At 72.8% G+C, this 15,734-nt stretch carries 11 protein-coding genes; 6 read left to right on the top strand and 5 right to left on the bottom strand.

Annotation, left to right across the window (positions count from 1 at the left end):
• Nucleotides 1-24: 24 nt before the first annotated feature.
• Entirely contained in the window at nucleotides 25-1,023 is a 999-nt protein-coding gene (locus QF030_RS18375) for an SMI1/KNR4 family protein (protein WP_307163757.1), read from the top strand.
• Between the two features lie 73 nt (nucleotides 1,024-1,096).
• Here the strand turns inward: QF030_RS18375 and QF030_RS18370 are convergent, their stop codons facing one another.
• The gene (locus QF030_RS18370; RefSeq protein WP_307163756.1) at nucleotides 1,097-1,342 is read right to left on the bottom strand and encodes a hypothetical protein; all 246 of its coding nucleotides are present in this window, start codon (nucleotides 1,340-1,342) and stop codon (nucleotides 1,097-1,099) included.
• 55 nt (nucleotides 1,343-1,397) lie between these two features.
• Here QF030_RS18370 and QF030_RS18365 point away from each other — a divergent pair, with 55 nt between their 5' ends.
• Together QF030_RS18365 and QF030_RS18360 are read left to right on the top strand one after the other, a co-directional pair.
• The gene (locus tag QF030_RS18365) at nucleotides 1,398-4,058 is read left to right on the top strand and encodes an SUKH-4 family immunity protein (protein WP_373428899.1); all 2,661 of its coding nucleotides are present in this window, start codon (nucleotides 1,398-1,400) and stop codon (nucleotides 4,056-4,058) included.
• 228 nt (nucleotides 4,059-4,286) lie between these two features.
• The gene (locus tag QF030_RS18360; protein WP_307163754.1) at nucleotides 4,287-5,171 is read left to right on the top strand and encodes a cellulose-binding protein; all 885 of its coding nucleotides are present in this window, start codon (nucleotides 4,287-4,289) and stop codon (nucleotides 5,169-5,171) included.
• 539 nt (nucleotides 5,172-5,710) lie between these two features.
• On the opposite strand, the gene QF030_RS18355 is transcribed toward QF030_RS18360, so the two are convergent.
• Complete coding sequence (locus QF030_RS18355; protein ID WP_307163753.1) at nucleotides 5,711-6,730, bottom strand: aldo/keto reductase; 1,020 nt, start codon at nucleotides 6,728-6,730, stop codon at nucleotides 5,711-5,713.
• 211 nt (nucleotides 6,731-6,941) lie between these two features.
• Between QF030_RS18355 and QF030_RS18350 the strand changes: the two genes are divergently transcribed.
• Nucleotides 6,942-7,532 (top strand): TetR/AcrR family transcriptional regulator, encoded by a 591-nt coding sequence (locus QF030_RS18350; RefSeq protein WP_307163752.1) that lies wholly within the window; start codon nucleotides 6,942-6,944, stop codon nucleotides 7,530-7,532.
• A 190-nt stretch (nucleotides 7,533-7,722) separates the two neighbouring features.
• Here QF030_RS18350 and QF030_RS18345 read toward each other — a convergent pair whose 3' ends face one another.
• The 3 genes from QF030_RS18345 to QF030_RS18335 all read right to left on the bottom strand — a co-directional run bounded on the left by QF030_RS18345 (nucleotide 7,723) and on the right by QF030_RS18335 (nucleotide 11,720).
• Nucleotides 7,723-9,333 carry a sodium/solute symporter gene (locus QF030_RS18345; protein WP_307163751.1) on the bottom strand — a complete coding sequence of 537 codons (1,611 nt, stop codon included), beginning with the start codon at nucleotides 9,331-9,333 and terminating at the stop codon, nucleotides 7,723-7,725.
• Entirely contained in the window at nucleotides 9,330-9,758 is a 429-nt protein-coding gene (locus tag QF030_RS18340; protein WP_307163750.1) for a DUF485 domain-containing protein, read from the bottom strand. Before QF030_RS18340 ends, QF030_RS18345 begins: the two co-directional genes overlap by 4 nt.
• 417 nt (nucleotides 9,759-10,175) lie before the next feature.
• On the bottom strand, nucleotides 10,176-11,720 hold the full coding sequence (locus tag QF030_RS18335) for an MFS transporter (RefSeq protein ID WP_307163749.1): 1,545 nt from the start codon (nucleotides 11,718-11,720) through the stop codon (nucleotides 10,176-10,178).
• A gap of 428 nt (nucleotides 11,721-12,148) precedes the next feature.
• Here QF030_RS18335 and QF030_RS18330 point away from each other — a divergent pair, with 428 nt between their 5' ends.
• Nucleotides 12,149-12,937 (top strand): ABC transporter ATP-binding protein, encoded by a 789-nt coding sequence (locus QF030_RS18330; protein ID WP_307163748.1) that lies wholly within the window; start codon nucleotides 12,149-12,151, stop codon nucleotides 12,935-12,937.
• Nucleotides 12,934-15,513, top strand: coding sequence for an ABC transporter permease (locus tag QF030_RS18325; RefSeq protein ID WP_307163747.1), 2,580 nt, complete (start codon nucleotides 12,934-12,936; stop codon nucleotides 15,511-15,513). Before QF030_RS18330 ends, QF030_RS18325 begins: the two co-directional genes overlap by 4 nt.
• Nucleotides 15,514-15,734 lie beyond the last annotated feature (221 nt).

The raw sequence follows: 15,734 nt of genomic DNA, 5'->3' as shown, positions 1-15,734 counted from the left end.
AGAGTGCCGCAGGGGGCAACCGCCATGACGACAGGTCGGCTCGGGCAGAAGGCCGCGCCGCCGAACGCGGCCTATGCCGGGCAGGTCGTGCATTTCCCGGATCCGGTCCGGGCGGCACGGCACCCGAGAGGCGTGCGGATGGACGAGCGGGGCTACCCCGACTTCTCGGCGTATGCGCGGGCGGCCGCGGAGATCGCGGATCCGCCGGAGGGCTTCGGCGTGGACGAGCTGCGGCTGACGGACTACGTGTCGGCGAACGCGGTGCTGGCGGCGTCCGGACACGAGCTGTGGGACACCGTGTCGAGCGTGGCGACGCCGCACGGCTGGACGTGGCACCACGTCGTGGGTTCGCGGCGGCTGGAATTGGTCCCGGTCGAGGTGAAGGCGCTGCTGCGGCATCACGGCGGCGTGTCGTCGGCGGTGGTGGACCACGCGAAACGGGGCACCCGGCCGCTCCAGGAGACGCGTCCGGCGCACTTCGGGCTGCCGAAGTCCGGTGTGGCGGTGACGGAGCAGCAGGTACAGGGGGTCGAGGAGGACCTGGGGTACCGGCTGCCCGGGGCGTACCGGTCGTTCGTGAAGGCCGCCGGTGGCTGCGCGCCGGTGGGCGCGGCCCTGGACGCGGAGCTGGGGCTGCTGGTGGACCAGCCGTTCTTCACGGTGCGCGACGAGGCGGCGGTCAATGACCTCGTGTACGTGAACAAGTGTCTGCGTGACCATCTGACGAAGGACTATCTGGGCGTCGGGTTCGTGCAGGGCGGGTTGCTCGCCGTGAAGGTGCGGGGCGAGCGGGCCGGTTCGGTGTGGTTCTGCTCGTACGACGACGTCCGGGACGTGGATCCGGCGTGGTCGCCGGCGGAGCGCATGGAGCGGCTCTTGCTGCCGTGCGGTGAGGACTTCGACGTCTTCCTGTCGAGGCTGGCCGGTAATCCGCCGGAACTGGAGACGGTCGCCAATCTGATGGTGGACGGCGGGTTCGCGCGTGCGGTGCCGGCGGCGGCCGCGTCTGCGGTGGGGGAGTGAGCTGGACGATGGTGACGTTCGCGCAGGCGCAGGAGCGCGCCGAAGAGTGGATCAACGGGGATGTGCCGGCGTATCAGCACCGCGAGGTGCGGGTGCGGGAGTTCGAGCTCGGGTTCGTGGTGTGGGCCGAGGACCGCGCGGAGGGGCCGCGTTCGGACGGCGGCGCGCAGCGGCTGGTGATCGCCCGGGACAGCGGGGAGGCCACGTTGTGGCCCGCCGTGCCGGTGGGCGAGGTGATCCGCCGGTACGAGGAGGAGTACGGCCGTTCGGACGCCCCTGCCGACGCCGTGCCGGCCCCCGCGGCGCGGGTGGATCTCAATCAGACGTCGTTCTTGTTGTCGCCGCCGGAGTGGCTCCAGGAGGCGGCGGACAAGCTGGGGATCGCGGATCGGCGGGAGGCCGGCTCCGGGGCGGGTGCCGGCGCCGGGTCTCCTTCCGGGTCGGGTCCCGGGTCCGGCTCCGGGAACCACGAGGCTTCTTCGGCGCCGGGGTCCGCCTCGCCCGCGGTCCCGGCCGCGGGTGCGGGTGCGGGCGGGGCGCCCGGGGGCGGTGATCCCTCGCTTCCCCGGACCCAGGGTGGGGTGCCGGGGAGCCGGCTGCCCGAGACGCAGGCAGGGGTGCCCGCGGGTCCGGGTTCCGGTGGGCCGTCGGCGCCTGCCGCTCCCGTCGGGGCGACACCGTGGGCGGGGACGGACACCAACGCCGACGCCGGTGACGACCGCTCCGTGTCGCTGCCCGCGACCGTTTTCGCGCCGCCGCTGAGCGGCTCCGACGACGAGGCGGTGCCGCCGACGTCCGCACCGGACGCCAAGACGGCGCTGATGTCGGGCGGCAGCCGGCTTCCGCGGACGGCGGTCGCGCCCGCGCTCGACGCTCCGGGGCCGGGTGGCGCGGGACCGGCCGGGAACGCACCGGCCGCCCCGACGCCCGCGACCCCGCCGACTCCGCCGTCCGGTCCGGCGGGTCCGTCCGGTCCGTCCGGTCCGTCCGGTCCGTCCGGTCCGTCCGGGTCGTCGTACGGCTACCCGCAGGGGCCGGGCGCGCCGGGGGGCCCGGGGTCGTCCCCGTCCCCGTCCGGGGGCCCGTCCTCGTCTTCGGCGAGTGGGCCTGCTACGCCGCCTCCGCCCGGCGGGTCCTCCTACGGGTATCCGCAGGGTGCGGGCGCTCCGCCGCCTCCGGCCGGTCCGGGTACGCCCGCGCGGTCCCTCGCGCCGAACGCCGGTGACATCGCGGACGCCGCGACCAGCAAGGCGGCGCCGCCGCCGCGCCGTAACCGTGGGGGAGGGGCGCAGCCGCCGCCTCCGCCGAGCGCGCCGGGAACGCCGGGTGCGCGACCGGCGAACACGCCTCCGCCTCCGCCCTCCGGCCCGGGTGCGCCCGGAACCCCGGCGGGTGGCTATGTGCCCACGCAGCTCGTGTCGGCCCTGGGCCCGGAGGGGTCCCCGGGTCCGGCTGGCCCGGCTGGTCCAGGGGGAGCGCCGCGGCCTCCCGGTGCTCCTGGTGCTCCTGGTGTGCCGAACGCGCCCGCCGGGCCCAACCCGCCCGGGGGCACGCCTCCCGGCGGTGTTCACCATGCCGCGACGATGCTGGCCGACCCGGGCCGGATGGGACCGGGCGCGCCGCAGCCGCCCGGTGCCCCCGGCGCGCCGCAGGCGCCGGGCGCGCCTGGGGTTCCGGGTGCTCCTGGTGTGCCCGGCGCGCAGGCCGCTCCGGGTGCCCCCGGTGCGCCGCAAGCGCCGGGTGGACCTGGCTTCCCGGGCGCCCCGGGGCCGCAGGGCGCGCCCGGTGTGCAGGGTCCCGGAGGGGGCGCGCAGGGCGCCGTTCACCATGCCCGGACCATGTTGGCCGGGCCCCAGGCGGGCGGTCCCGGCATGCCTCCGCCACCCCAGGCTCCCGGTGGCCCCGGGTTCCCGGGCGCTCCCGGCGCTCCCGCGGCTCCCGGTTTCCCGGGTGCTCCGGGCATGGCTCCCGCCGCTCCGGGCGCGCCGCAGCCCCCGATGCCGCCGGGCGGGCCGGTCCCGGGGCAGCCGCCCGGGTACGGGTATCCGCAGCAGCAGGGACTGCCGACGGTCGGCCCGGGCTACCAGGCGGTGCTGCGCTTCCGTGCGCAGGACGGCTCGGAGCAGCAGCTGATCCGGCGTTCCGCGCCGGGGACCCCGCACCCGGAGTGGCAGATCTTCCACGAGCTGCGGGCGATGAACGTGCCGCCGGACCAGGTGCTGGAACTGCACACGGAGCTGGAGTCGTGTGAGCTGCCGGGCGCGTACTGCGCGCGGATGATGCGGGAGCAGTGGCCGCAGGCGCGGATCACGAGCATCGCGCCGTACGGTACGGATCACGCGAGCCGCCAGCAGGGCATGCAGCAGTTGCTGGCGCACCAGGGCGAGTTGCACCAGGTGGCGGACGGACCGGCGCGTCCGGGCCCCGTTCGTGCGCCGTTGCCGCCGGTGCAGGCCGCGCAGCCCATTCCGCCGGAGGCGATCGGGCAGGAACTGGCGGGGGTGTTCGGGCCGGCGGTGTTCCGCTTCGAGCAGGCCGCGGTGTCCCGGCAGGGTGTGCCGCCGGTCGTGGCGCACACCCTGGTGGTGGCGGGTCTGCCGGCGGACATGGGGCCGTTCTTCTGGGCGCAGGCCCAGCCGGGCCGGCCGGTGCCGACGCTGGCGGAACTTGCGGCCGAACGGGGTGTGCAGCCGGCGTCGGACGCGGGCTCGTATCTCGTCATGGGCACTGACTTCGGCAAGGCGATCTGCGTGCAGTACGGCACGGCGAACATCGTCGCGGTGCCGGTGGAGGCGGGGCCGGGCGGTGCGCCCGTACCGCCGCAGTTCGTGAACACCGGACTGCCGGAGTTCGCGCGCTGTCTGGCGCTGCTCGGGCGGATGTGGCGGCTGCGGTTCGGTCTGAACCAGGAGCAGGCCGGTCGGTGGACCGTCGACTTCCAGGCCCAGTTGGCCTCGCTCGACCCGGCGGCGCTCGGGTCGCCCGAGAGCTGGTGGTCGGTGCTGCTGGAACAGATGTGGGACGGGCTGCTGTGACGAGCGGTCGCCGTGCCTCGTAAAGGCGTGCGGAACGTCGTCCTCGGCTGAGGACGAACAGGACGGAGAGGGGCCGGGCCCGGTCGGATGATCGGGCCCGGCCCCTTTGTGTTCAGGGCTGGCCGTGACCTGTGCGCGGAGTGTCGCGTTATGAACACTTGCGCCCGATCCATCAAGATATGCGCGAAATCATCATGTCGTGTCCGTCGGGTGGCGAGGGGTTCCAGGATGAGCAGCGCATCGGTGTCACCACCGGGATTCGTGACCGTTCGCGGCCGCGGATACCGTCCGGAACAGGTCGAGGCGTACACCGCCGCCCTCTGCGCCGACCGGGACGCCGCCTGGGAACGGGCCGCCCGGCTCACGGTGCTCGCCAGGGAGATGGAGGCGGAGGCCGAGGAACTGCGCGAGGTGGTGGCACGGCTCGCGCCGCAGACGTACGACTCCCTCGGGGAGCGCGCACGGCGCATTCTCCAGCTCGGGACGGAAGAGGCGGAGGCGGTCCGCGTCAACGCGCGGAGCGAGGCGCGAGAGCACGTCGCGCACGGCGAGGCGTGCGCCCTCGATCTGCGCCGCGCGGCGCAGGAGGAGGCGGACGCGCTGCGCGCGCAGGCCGAGGAACGCGCCCGCCAGCGGTTGCTCGCGGCCCGCGCCGAGGCCGACGAACTGCGCATCGGCACCCGGCGCGAGGTCAAGGAGTCCCGGGGCGAGGCACTGGCCGCCCTGCGCGAGGTACGACAGCGCACCGCCGCCATGCTCGCCGAGCAGGAGAAGGCGCACGCCGAGCGGTGGGCCGCGGCGGAGCGCGAGGCGGCCGAACGGGCCGCCGCCATCGACGCGCGGCACGCCCGGTCGCTGGCCCGCGCCGAGGCGGCGCTGTCCGAGGCCGAGCAGGCGTACGCGGAGGCCGAGGAGTCGGCCCGCCTGCGCCAGGAGGAGGCGGACGCGCGGGCCGCCGAACTTCTCGCCGAGGCGCGCGCCCGGGAGGAGCGCGCCGTCCGCGAGACCGAGCGGGTGCTGCGCGAGCACGGCGAACGCCGCGACGACGTCCAGGCGCACATGGACCACGTACGCAACAGCCTGAGCGCACTCACCGGCCGCGCGGTCGACTAGCGCCGGACCGGCACCCGACGCCGAACCGCACCGGGAGCCGAAGCGGACCCGGACCCGGCCCTGGCCTGGACCTGGACCCCGCCCTGACCCGGACCTGGACCCGGCCCTGGCCCGGACCTGGACCCGGCCCTGGCCCGGACCTGGACCCGGCCCTGGCCCGGACCTGGACCTGGACCCGGCCCTGGCCTGGACCCGGCCCTGGACCCGGCCCTGGCCTGGACCCGGCCCTGGACCCGGCCCTGGCCTGGACCTGGACCCGGCCCTGACCCGGACCCGGACCGGGAACCGACGCGGGCCTCGCCGGACCCGGCCGCGCTCGACGGCGGCGCTGTCGACTGGAGCCTTGCCGGGATCTGACTGCATGCGTCGGCCTCGCGGTCGGCCGGGACCTTGCCGGGATCCGGGCGGGTCGGCGACGGCGCGGTCGGCCGGGACCTGCCCGCATGGGGCGGTCATGATCCCGAAACGGGGCCCCGGGACCGGGGGTGGGTGACATGTGAGGGTCGCTTCCTTCGCTGAGAGGAGGTCGTCCCGGCCGGTCAGCGGCGCCGCAGTGACGGGTCGAGCAGGGCGGGCGGGGTGTCGAACTTCTCGTGTGCGGCGAGGTCGGTGCCCGGCGTGACGACAGCGTCGATCGCGTCGAGCACGTCGGCGGAGAGCACAGTGTCCGCGGCGGCGAGCTGCGCGCGCAGATGCTCCGGCGTGCGGGGGCCGATGAGCGCGCTCGTCACGGCGGGATGCGCGGTCACGAAGCCGAGCGCGAGCTGGATCATGGTCAGCCCGGCCTCGTCGGCGACCGCGGCCAGTTGCTCGACGGCGTCGAGCCGGGCCCGGTTGGCGGGGACGGAGGTGTCGAAACGTTCCGGCATGAAGGTCGAGCGGCTGGTCGTGACGGGCCGGCCCTCGCGGATCGCGCCGGTGAGCCACCCGGAGGCCAGTGGGCTCCACACCAGGACGCCGAGCCCGTACTCCTCGGTCACGGGCAGGACGTGGCTCTCGATGCCGCGCTGGAGGATCGAGTAGCTGGGCTGTTCGGTGACGTAGCGGCTCAGGTGGTGCTCGCGGGCGGCCCACTGCGCCTGCACGATGCGGTGGGCCGGGAAGGTCGAGGAGCCGAAGTGGCGGATCTTTCCGGCGCGCTGAAGGTCGGTCAGCGCCGCGAGCGTCTCCTCGTCGCTGGTGCGCGGGTCCCATCGGTGGATCTGATAGAGGTCGACGTGGTCGACGCCGAGCCGGCGCAGGCTGTTGTCCAGCTCGGTGACGAGCCAGCGGCGTGAGCTGCCCCGCCGGTTGGGGTCGTCGCCCATGGGCATGCCGGCCTTCGTGGCCAGCACGATGTCGTCGCGTCGTCCGGCGATGGCCTTGCCGACAAGTTCCTCCGACTCGCCGTCGCTGTACATGTCGGCGGTGTCTATGAGGTTGATCCCGGCTTCCAGGGCGGCGTCGACGAGGGCGGTGGCCTCATCCTGGCCGGTGCGCCCGATCCTGCCGAAGTTCATCGCGCCGAGCGCGAGCGAACTGACCTGCACACCGGTGCGGCCCAACGTGCGGTACTGCATGACTGTTGTCTCCTTCGTGAGGATGAGGCGTGGTGACGCACGCGTGCGTGACTTGGTCACGGGGCCGCCGCTCTGGCATGATGAGCAAACGGAACCGTGTTCCGTTTGAACATATGGAACGTCGTCCCGTTTAGCAACCCGGTGCGTGACTGGCCGGTCGGACAACAGCGGACCGGGCGGTGGGCGAGCAGGCGGAGGAGAGGGTGGCGCGGTGAACGACGGCGACGGGGACGCGGGGCACACGGCCCGGCCCCAGCGGGCGGACGCCCGGCGCAACAAGGAGACGCTGCTCGACGCGGCCGCCGCGATCTTCGTCACGGCGGGCGTGGAAGCGCCGGTGCGTGACATCGCCGCCAGGGCCGGCGTCGGCACGGCCACGATCTACCGCCACTTCCCGACGCGGGCGGACCTCATCATCGCCGTCTACCGGCACCAGGTCGACGCGTGTGCCGAAGCGGGTCCGGCCCTGCTGGCGCAAGGCCCCACCCCGTACACGGCGCTGGGGCGATGGATCGACCTCTTCGTCGACTTCCTGGTCACCAAGCACGGACTCGCCGCCGTGCTCCAGTCCGACAGCTCGGGCTTCGAGGCGCTGCACGCGTACTTCCTCGACCGCCTCGTACCCGTGTGCGGCAGCCTGCTCGACGCCGCGGTCGCCTCGGGTGAGATCCGGTCCGGCCTCCAGGCCTACGAGGTCATGCGGGGCGTCGGCAACCTGTGCATCGGCGCAGACAACGATCCCCGCTACGACCCGCGCCGACTGGTCGGACTCCTCGTCGCCGGGCTGCGCCGACCGCACTGACCGCCGTCGGAGCGCGGGCCGCACCGACCGCCGTCGGGGCGCCGACCGCACTGACCGCCGTCCCGAGACGGGCCGCACCCACCGGCGCCCTGGGGGCGGGCCGCACCGACCGGCGTCCCGAGGGCGGGTCGCACCCAGCGGCGTCAGGCGGCCTGCCGGGGGCCGCCCGGGCCGCCCGGGCCGCCCGCGCTCATCCCTGCCTGCGCACCGCGCCCGCCAGGATCCAGCCCTCCACCGCTTCGTACTCGCGGCGCTGCTCCTCCGCCTTGCGGCGGCCCGAGACCACCGTGCCCAGCCAGCCGAAGGCGAAGCCCAGGGGGACGGTGACGATGCCGGTGGTGGTGAAGGGGAACCAGTTGAAGTCGGCCTCGGGGAAGGCGGAGACGGGCGACCCCGAGACCAGGTTGGTGCCCGGCATGAGGAGCAGCACGGACAGGGTGCCGCCGATCAGGGTGGCCAGCAGGCCCGTCCGGGTGTAGCGGCGCCAGAAGAGGCTGTAGACGAGGGCGGGGGCGAGCGCCGAGGCGCCGAGGCAGAAGGAGAGGGTGACCAGGGGCTGGAGGCTGCGGTGCTGGACCTGGGCGGCCAGCAGGATCGTGGGGACGCCGACGGCCAGCGCGGACAGCCGGGCCAGGAGCATCTCGCGGCGCGCCGACATGCGCGGGTCGCGTGCCGCGAAGACGTCGTGGGCGAGGGAGTTGGCGCAGGCGAGGATCATGCCGGCGACCGAGGCGAGCACGGTGAGGAAGATCGCCGTGGTGACCGTCGTGAACAGCAGGGTCTCGGCCGTGGACACCTCGCGGCCGAAGGCGGCCCGGGAGCCCAGCAGGTAGGCGGTGTTGCCCTGCGGGTCCGCCTGCGCGATCACCGCACGGCCGACGATCGCCGTGGCGCCGAAGCCGACGACCGTCATGACCAGCACGAACAGCGCGACGCCGGAGACCGCCCAGGACATCGACCGGCGTACCTGGCGGGCGCTGGAGGCGGTGTACATGCGCATGGTGATGTGCGGCAGGCAGGCGCCGCCCAGCACGACCGACAACTGGGCGGTGATCATGTCGACGCGGGGGAAGGGGCCGCCGGCGAACTCCAGCCCCGAGTGCAGGAAGGCGTCGCCGACCCCGCTGCCCTCGGCGGCCGCGTCGAAGAGGGTGCCCGGGTTCCAGTCGAAGCGGTAGAGGACGAGCACGGCGATGACCGTGCCGGAGCCGAGCAGCATCACGATCTTCAGCATCTGGATGAGGGCGGTGCCCTTCATGCCGCCGATCGCCGCGTAGCTGATCATCAGCGCACCCATGCAGACGACACAGCCCGTCTTCACCGAGTCGCCGGAGAACCCCAGGATGAAGGCGAGCAGCTGGCCGGTGCCGGCGAGTTGCACGAGCATCATCGGCAGCAGCGCGGCGAGCGTGACCGCGCACGCCGTGATGCGCACCGCGCGCCCCGGCATACGGCGGGCCAGCGCGTCGCCCATGGTGAAGCGGCCCGCGTTGCGCAGCGGTTCGGCCAGCAGGAACATCAGCAGCATCAGGGAGAGGGCCGTGCTGAGGGCGAGGACGACACCGTCGTAACCGCACAGGGCGATCACCCCGCCGGTGCCCAGGACGGTGGCCGCCGAGATGTAGTCCCCCGCGATGGCCAGGCCGTTGCGCAGCGGGGAGAGGGAGCGGTAGCCGGTGTAGAACTCGGCGAGGTCGTCGCGGTCGGGGCCGGTCATCACGCACAGCAGCAGGGTGATCGTGGCGATCGCGGTGAACGCGACGAGGGACATCGTCTGGGCGTCGTCGCTGAACTCCGTCATCGTCCGGCCTCCCTGGTGCGGGTTGCGCGCGCGTCCCGCTTGGCGTCGATCTCGGAGAGTTTGCGGATGCGCTCCGCGAGCGGGTCCACGTGACGGCGGGCGGTCCGCTCGTACAGGGCGATCGCAAGGAAGGTGACCGGGAGTTGGAGCAGGGCGAGCAGCAGTCCCGCGGGAAGGCCGGTGGCGACCCTGTAGGTCATCAGGGACGGCGCGAACGCCGACAGGATCAGGAAGACGACGAAGTAGCCGAGCGCGGTGAGTGTGGCCACCCGCCGCTGGCGGCGGTAGGCGCCGCGCAGGAGCCGCAGGTCGCTGTGGCGCCCGAGCGGGGCGTGGTCGGCCGGCCGTCGCCGAGGTGGCTCGGGCGGCCGGGGTGGCGGCTGCCATGGATAGGTCGGGCCGGGGTGTGACGGGTCGTGTGACATCCCGTGCTCCTTGCGTGGCTCGGGTCCGTGGCGGCGGACCGCAGGGAGTGGGGGAGTGGTGCGAGGGACGCACGTTACTCGGGAGTACGCCGACTGCGAAGGGTTTTCCCCAAACTGGGCGGTCGGTATGCGCTTACTGCACGAAATGCTGTCTGACCTGGGGTGTTACCCGCGATAACCCCACATCTGTGGTGCTCTCGTGTGGCTTTCGTGTCGGCCCCCGCGGGTTGTCCGGCGGTCTCCTCACAGGGGCCGCGTGGGGCCCGTCGGCCCGTCGGCCCGTCGTCCCGCAGGTCGGCCGGTCGGCCGACGGTCATCCCCCGAGGGAGGCGGCCAGACGGCCCCCTGGCCCGTCGGGCGGTCAGCAGGTCAGCCCGTCGGCTTGTAGCCCCGCCGTCCCGCCGTCCCGCCGCCCAGTCAGTCCTGCAGGACCGGAAACCGTCGTGGGGCCACGCACAGCAGCACCAGGAAGGCGAGTGCCGCCGCGCAGGCCGCGCCCAGATAGACGGCGTGCACGGCGCTCGCGACGGCGTCCCGGACCGCCTCGGGCGCCGTGCCGGCGGCGAGGGAGCGGGTGACGGAGTCCAGGTCGCCCGCGCCGCCCAGCCGGGCCGCCAGCACCCCGTTGGCGACCGCGCCGAACACCGACGCGCCGATCGTCTGCCCGCTCTGACGGCAGAACAGCACGGACGCGGTCGTGGTGCCGCGTTCCGACCAGCCCACCGTCGACTGCACACCGATCAGCAGCGGGAGCTGGAAGAGGCCCAGCGCGGCGCCGAGCACCAGCATCAGCAGGGCCGGCTGCCAGGCCTCGCCGGGATAGGGCAGGAACGGGAACGCGAGGAGGATCAGCGTCGCCGCGCCGATGCCCAGCAGCGCCGTGTCCCGGAAGCCGATGCGCCGGTAGACGTGCTGGCTGAGGGCCGCGGAGAGCGGCCAGCTCAGGGTCCAGACGGACAGGACGAACCCGGCGGTCACCGGTTCCAGGCCCAGCACCGACTGGGCGTACGTCGGCAGGAACACCGTCGGGGCCACCATCAGCAGACCCAGCGCGCCCAGTGCGAGGTTGACCGCCGCGATCGTGCGGCGGCGCCACACCCAGCCGGGGATGATCGGTTCCGCGGCCCGGCGTTCGATGACGACGACGAGCCCGGCCAGCGCGAGACCGGTACCGAACAGGGCCAGTGAGGGCCCCGACAGCCACGGCCACGCGACTCCGCCCTGCACCAGCGCGGTCAGCAGCACCCCGCCGCACGCGAACACGGCCAGCGCGCCCGCCCAGTCGACACGCGCGCGTGCCCGCGAGGCGCCACCCGCACGCGCGCGTGCGGGTGGCGCCTCACCGGGTGTCGACGACTGCCGCTGCGGCTCGTGCAGGTGACGGACGATCAGCCACAACGCCACCGCTCCGATCGGCAGGTTGATGAGGAAGATCCAGCGCCAGTCCGCGTAGGCGGCCAGGACCCCGCCCAGGCCGGGCCCCGCGATCGCCGAGACCGCCCACACCGTGGACAGTTTCGACTGGATCTTCGGCCGCTCCTTCAGGGGATACAGGTCGGCGGCGAGCGTCTGCACCGTGCCTTGCAGCGCCCCGCCGCCCAGACCCTGCACGATGCGGAACGCGATCAGCGCTCCCATGTTCCAGGCCAGGGCGCACAGCAGTGAGCCGAGCAGGAAGAGGACCGCCCCGACGACCAGCACCGGCTTGCGGCCGAAGGTGTCGGACAGCTTGCCGTAGACGGGCAGGGTGACCGTCACGGCGAGCAGATAGCCGGAGAACAGCCAGGAGAAGACCGAGAACCCGCCCAGGTCGCCGACGATCTGCGGGACGGCCGTGGAGACCACGGTCGAGTCGAGGGCGGCCAGCGCCATGGAGAGCATGAGGGCGGCGACGACCGCTCGCCGTCGGTGCGGTGCGGCCGGCGGCGCGGCCTCGCGTGTCGCCGGTCGGATGTCCCCCACCTGATGCCCTCCCCGTATCTTTCGTGCCCCTTGCATCCAACTGCCGGGGATCAGCTTCCCACTTGACCCTCGCGTCGCGGGAGGGTGGAGCCTGACCGGGCCGAAGGGTGGAGCCGACCCTCAGGGCCTCTCCACCCCGCGGTGGACGGCCCCTAGGGGTCCCTCCCCACCAGGGCTGGGGGAGGGTTCGTACTGCCGGAGGAGGAGATGGGCCGGGTCCCGTCCTTAACCTGGCTTTACGCCGCTGGGGGGCGGCCGGCACCACTTCCGGGAGGTGGGGTTAACCCCCCCCCGGAAAGACGGGCCCGAGCACCAGCGCGAGGGACCCCCTTCCGCCGACAGACTCTTCCACGTAGCGCCTCGCACCATCCCTTGATCGTCCGATGCGCTGCCCATTCGCTTTCTGACACCGACATAGGAGACTTACCGTGACTTCGGCTGTGACCATTCCCAGGCACGGGGGCACTGGAGGGCGTACGGCCGTAGCCGCGCGAGCGCGCCAGGTCGTCAAGGCGTACGGATCCGGTGAGACCCGTGTCGTCGCCCTGGACCACGTCGACGTGGACATCGACCGCGGTCGGTTCACCGCGATCATGGGCCCCTCGGGGTCCGGCAAGTCCACGCTGATGCACTGCCTCGCCGGTCTCGACACCGTCTCGTCCGGGCAGATCTACCTGGACGAGACCGAGATCACCGGGCTCAAGGACAAGAAGCTCACCAAACTGCGCCGGGACCGGATCGGGTTCATCTTCCAGGCGTTCAACCTGCTGCCCACGCTCAACGCACTGGAGAACATCACGCTGCCGATGGACATCGCCGGCCGCAAGCCGGACAAGGCGTGGCTGAACCAGGTCGTGGAGACCGTCGGGCTCGCCGACCGGCTCAGGCACCGGCCCACCCAGCTCTCCGGCGGCCAGCAGCAGCGCGTCGCCGTGGCCCGCGCCCTCGCGGCCCGCCCGGAGATCATCTTCGGCGACGAGCCGACCGGAAACCTCGACTCCCGCGCGGGCGCCGAGGTCCTGGGCTTCCTGCGCCGTTCGGTGGACGAACTGGGCCAGACCATCGTGATGGTCACGCACGACCCGGTGGCCGCCTCCTACGCGGACCGGGTGCTGTACCTGGCGGACGGCCGGATCGTCGACGAGATGGTCAAGCCGACCGCAGAGACCGTCCTGGACCGGATGAAGGACTTCGACGCGCGGGGGCGTACGTCATGACCGTCATGAAGACCTCGATGCGCAACTTCTACGCGCACAAGGGACGCATGGCCCTGTCGGCCGTGGCGGTCCTGCTGTCGGTGGCGTTCGTCTGCGGGACGCTCGTCTTCACCGACACGATGAACACCACCTTCGACAAGCTCTTCGCCAGCACCTCCTCCGATGTGACGGTGAGCGCGAAGGGCGCCTCGGACACCGGCGAGACGACGTCCGACAACGGCAAGCCGCCGGTCATGCCGGCCTCCGTGCTCGGTGCGGTCCGCAAGGCGGACGGGGTGAAGTCGGCGGAGGGGACCGTCTTCTCGACCTCCGCGACCGTCGTCGACGCCGACAAGGACAGCCTGTCGCCCACCAGCGGCGCGCCCACCATCGTCGGCAACTGGAACGGCAACGACGCCCGCACCATGGAGATCACCGAAGGTGCGGCGCCCAAGGGCTCCGACCAGGTGATGGTGGACGCGGACACCGCCGACAAGCACCACCTGAAGCTCGGCGACGAGATCGGCGTGATCACCGCGGTCGGCACGCACACCGCGAAGGTCTCCGGCATCGCCGCCTTCCAGGTCACCAACCCCGGCGCGGCGATCTTCTACCTGGACACGAAGACCGCCCAGGAAACCCTGGTCGGCGAGTCGAACGTCTACACGAACGTCAATGTGACGGCCGCGTCCGGCGTGAGCGACGCCCAGCTGAAGAAGAACGTGGCGGCCGAGATCGGCGCCGACTACAAGGTGCAGACCGCCAAGGAGACCGCCGACGCCAACCGAGAGAGCGTCGGAGGCTTCCTGGACGTGATGAAGTACGCGATGCTCGGTTTCGCCGGGATCGCCTTCCTCGTCGGCATCTTCCTGATCATCAACACCTTCTCCATGCTGGTCGCGCAGCGCACCCGGGAGATCGGCCTGATGCGGGCCATCGGCTCCAGCCGCAAGCAGGTCAACCGGTCGGTGCTCGCGGAGGCCCTGCTGCTCGGCGTGGTCGGCTCGCTCCTCGGCGTCGGCGCGGGCGTCGGCATCGCGGTCGGCCTGATGAAGCTCATGGGCATGACCGGCATGAACCTGTCCACGGACGACCTGACGGTCGCCTGGACGACCCCGGTGGTCGGCATGGTCCTCGGCATCGTCGTCACGGTGCTCGCGGCCTACCTCCCGGCCCGCCGGGCCGGCAAGGTCTCCCCGATGGCCGCGCTGCGCGACGCCGGCGCCCCCGCCGACGCCAAGGCGAGCGCCGTACGGGCCGTCATCGGCCTGCTCCTCACCGGCGCCGGCGGCTTCGGCCTCTACCTCGCCTCCGCCGCCGACAAGGCCGCAGAGGGCTCGCTCTGGCTGGGCCTGGGCGTGGTGCTGAGCCTCATCGGCTTCGTGGTGATCGGCCCGCTGCTGGCCGGCGTGGTGGTCCGGGTGCTCGGCGCGATCGTGCTGCGGGCCTTCGGACCGGTCGGACGGATGGCGGAGCGCAACGCGCTGCGCAACCCGCGCCGTACCGGCGCCACGGGCGCGGCCCTGATGATCGGCCTCGCGCTGGTCGCCTGTCTGTCGGTGGTCGGCTCCTCCATGGTCGCCTCCGCCACGGAGGAGCTCGACAAGAGCGTCGGCACGGACTTCATCATCCAGAGTGACGGCGGTCAGCTGATGACCCCGCAGGCGGTGCAGGCCGTGAAGTCGACGCCCGGCCTCGAGCGGGTCACCGAGTACAAGTGGACCGAGGCCGACTTCACCACGCCGGACGGCAAGCGGCTCGACAAGACGGCGATCACGGCGGCCGACCCGACCTACGCGACCGACCTGCGCGTCGAGACCGTCGCCGGCAACCTCGCCGACGCCTACCGTCCCGACTCGATGTCCGTCCACGAGAAGTTCGCCGAGGACCACAAGGTCACCCTCGGTTCCAAGATCGCCGTGGCCTTCGAGAACGGTTCCACGGCCCGGCTGACGGTCCGCGCGATCACCAGTAGCGACGCCGTCATCGACCAGGGCGCGATGTACACGTCCATCGACACCCTCAAGAAGTACGTTCCGGCCGACAAGCTGCCGCTCGACACGCTGGTCTTCGCCACGGCGAAGGACGGGCAGCAGGACGCCGCGTACACGTCCCTGAAGACGGCGCTGCACGACTACCCGCAGTACACCGTCCGGGACCAGACCGACTACAAGCAGGAGCTCAAGGACCAGATCGGCCAGCTGCTGAACCTGATCTACGGCCTGCTCGCCCTCGCGATCATCGTCGCGGTGCTGGGCGTGGTGAACACCCTCGCCCTGTCGGTGGTCGAGCGCACGAGGGAGATCGGCCTGATGCGGGCGATCGGCCTCTCCCGCCGCCAGCTGCGCCGCATGATCCGCATGGAGTCGGTCGTCATCGCCCTCTTCGGCGCGCTCCTCGGCCTCGGCCTGGGCATGGGCTGGGGGGCCACCGCCCAGCAGCTCCTCGCCCTCCAGGGCCTGAACGTTCTCGAGATTCCGTGGCCGACGATCATCGGCGTGTTCATCGGCTCCGCCTTCGTGGGCCTGTTCGCCGCACTGATCCCGGCGTTCCGCGCGGGCCGCATGAACGTCCTGAACGCGATCGCGACGGAGTAGCGCCACCCGAACCGGCCCGGCACCGAGAAGAACGGGGGTCTTCTCGGTGCCGGGCCCTCGCGTGCTTTCGGCCCGTCCGGGGTGCCCCTGGGGGAGTCCGAGGACGAGCCCCCTCCGGGGCCGAAGCGGGGTTCCGGGGCCGAAGCAGGGGCCCGGGGGCGCCGGCCCCGGGTTCGTTGAGTGAAGGGGCGGCTGGGGTGAGGAGAGTCCTGCGCGGCCTC

This window comes from Streptomyces rishiriensis (genome assembly GCF_030815485.1).
Classification (GTDB): domain Bacteria; phylum Actinomycetota; class Actinomycetes; order Streptomycetales; family Streptomycetaceae; genus Streptomyces; species Streptomyces rishiriensis_A.
The sequence above is the reverse complement of the archived record's forward strand: the minus strand, read 5'-3'. Positions and strand labels throughout refer to the sequence as shown.

Bases quoted from the DNA above. Each gene is read 5' to 3' on its own strand.
- QF030_RS18325 (WP_307163747.1), top strand. From the start codon at position 12,934: ATGACCGTCATGAAGACCTCGATGCGCAACTTCTACGCGCACAAGGGA.
- QF030_RS18375 (WP_307163757.1), top strand. From the start codon at position 25: ATGACGACAGGTCGGCTCGGGCAGAAGGCCGCGCCGCCGAACGCGGCC.
- QF030_RS18360 (WP_307163754.1), top strand. From the start codon at position 4,287: ATGAGCAGCGCATCGGTGTCACCACCGGGATTCGTGACCGTTCGCGGC.
- QF030_RS18355 (WP_307163753.1), bottom strand. From the start codon at position 6,730: ATGCAGTACCGCACGTTGGGCCGCACCGGTGTGCAGGTCAGTTCGCTC.
- QF030_RS18340 (WP_307163750.1), bottom strand. From the start codon at position 9,758: ATGTCACACGACCCGTCACACCCCGGCCCGACCTATCCATGGCAGCCG.
- QF030_RS18345 (WP_307163751.1), bottom strand. From the start codon at position 9,333: ATGACGGAGTTCAGCGACGACGCCCAGACGATGTCCCTCGTCGCGTTC.